Genomic DNA, 1390 nt, shown 5'->3' with positions numbered 1-1390 from the left:
GCGATGTCGATACCAAGCCGCCTGGCTATCTCATACTGCCGTCTGTTGTCATCAGACATGGCCCCCGGTTCGGTGAACAGAAACACTCGAACATCAAAGCCGTCATTAAACAACTCTCTGGCCGTGACAATGCCGTCACCTCCGTTGTTGCCCCCCCCACAGAGAACCACCACATCTGTGGGTGCAACCCGCTCCCTGACGTGCCTGGCCACGGCAACACCGGCTCGCTCCATAAGCACACACGCCGGTATCCCTATATCCTCTATGGTCACCCTGTCTATGTTTATCATCTCCGCTGCCGTTACGACTTTCACTGTAAAGATACCTCCTTAGTTATACGTCAGGGGTGGTTCACCCCGTTTTATTATACTTCCAGTATGACGACTGCCACACTGTAGTGCCTTTCATGGCTGATACTGAGGTGACTTGTGGTTATGCCCAAGGCCCTCATACATCCCTCTGCACTACCGTGGAGTCTGAGTGAGGGTTTCCCCCCGGTGTCTGAGACAACCTCGATGTCCCTGAAGGCGGTTGCCTTGCCGCAGGCTTTAATAAACGCCTCCTTTGCCGCAAAACGTCCAGCCAGCGAACCTATCGGCGATGATTTCGAAAAACAGTATCTGCGCTCCCCCTCGGTAAAAACCCTGTTGACAAAGCGTTCCCCCCACTTGTCAATGACCTCTTTGACTCGGTCGTTTTGCGTGATATCCACACCAACGGCGTAGATCATTTAAGGAGTTCTTTCATTTGGCTAACGGCCTGTTGCATACCAACCATCACTGCCCTGGAGACGATGCTGTGCCCTATGTAGAGTCCCCTGAAAGACCTAATGGCAACAATGGGAAGCATGTTATGGTAGTTCAGACCGTGTCCGGCATTGACGATCAAGCCATTGTGCAGTGCCCTGGCCACCGAGTTCTTGATCTTGTCAAGCTCCAGGGCGACCTCCTCATATGTCATTGCGTTACTGTACAGTCCCGTGTGAACTTCGATCATCATTGCCTGCACCTCGGCAGAGATGTCAACGTCTGTCCTGTTGGGGTTGATAAACAGGCTCACGGGGATGCCCTCACCCTGGAGGCGTTTAACGGCCTCGGCTACGTGCGGCTTTTGACCCGCAACATCCAGACCTCCCTCGGTTGTTATTTCCTGCCTCTTTTCGGGCACCAGTGTAACCATGTCGGGTCTTTTGTCCAGCGCTATTGCGATCATCTCTTCTGTGCCGGCCATCTCCAGGTTAAGAGGCACATTTACAGTCTGACGCAGCAGGGTCAGGTCCCTGTCCTGTATATGTCGTCTGTCCTCTCTGAGGTGTATGGTTATGCCATCGGCTCCCCCTAAAACGGCAAGTGCCGCCGCCATCAGAGGGTCCGGCTCCATCCCCCCCCCC

3 protein-coding genes are annotated in these 1390 nt (G+C 54.0%); all 3 read right to left on the bottom strand.

Annotated features, from left to right (window positions below; genetic code table 11):
• Positions 1-314, bottom strand: a 314-nt coding sequence (locus tag HWQ67_RS18550; protein WP_218254179.1) for an NAD(P)H-hydrate epimerase, incomplete at its 3' end; no start/stop codon positions are given.
• Between the two features lie 50 nt (positions 315-364).
• Positions 365-730: a holo-ACP synthase gene (gene acpS / locus HWQ67_RS18545; RefSeq protein ID WP_218254178.1), complete on the bottom strand. Its 366-nt coding sequence runs from the start codon at positions 728-730 to the stop codon at positions 365-367.
• A complete protein-coding gene (locus HWQ67_RS18540; RefSeq protein ID WP_425340740.1) occupies positions 727-1380 on the bottom strand; it encodes a pyridoxine 5'-phosphate synthase in 654 nt (217 codons plus the stop codon). Before HWQ67_RS18540 ends, acpS begins: the two co-directional genes overlap by 4 nt.
• Between the last annotated feature and the right edge of the window lie 10 nt (positions 1381-1390).

The sequence above is a fragment of the Candidatus Magnetobacterium casense genome (genome assembly GCF_019173545.1).
GTDB lineage: Bacteria > Nitrospirota > Thermodesulfovibrionia > Thermodesulfovibrionales > Magnetobacteriaceae > Magnetobacterium > Magnetobacterium cryptolimnobacter.
Note: the sequence above shows the minus strand (reverse complement) of the source record. Positions and strands in the feature narration are given on the sequence as shown.

Bases quoted from the DNA above. Each gene is read 5' to 3' on its own strand.
- acpS (WP_218254178.1), bottom strand. From the start codon at position 730: ATGATCTACGCCGTTGGTGTGGATATCACGCAAAACGACCGAGTCAAA.
- HWQ67_RS18540 (WP_425340740.1), bottom strand. From the start codon at position 1,380: ATGGAGCCGGACCCTCTGATGGCGGCGGCACTTGCCGTTTTAGGGGGA.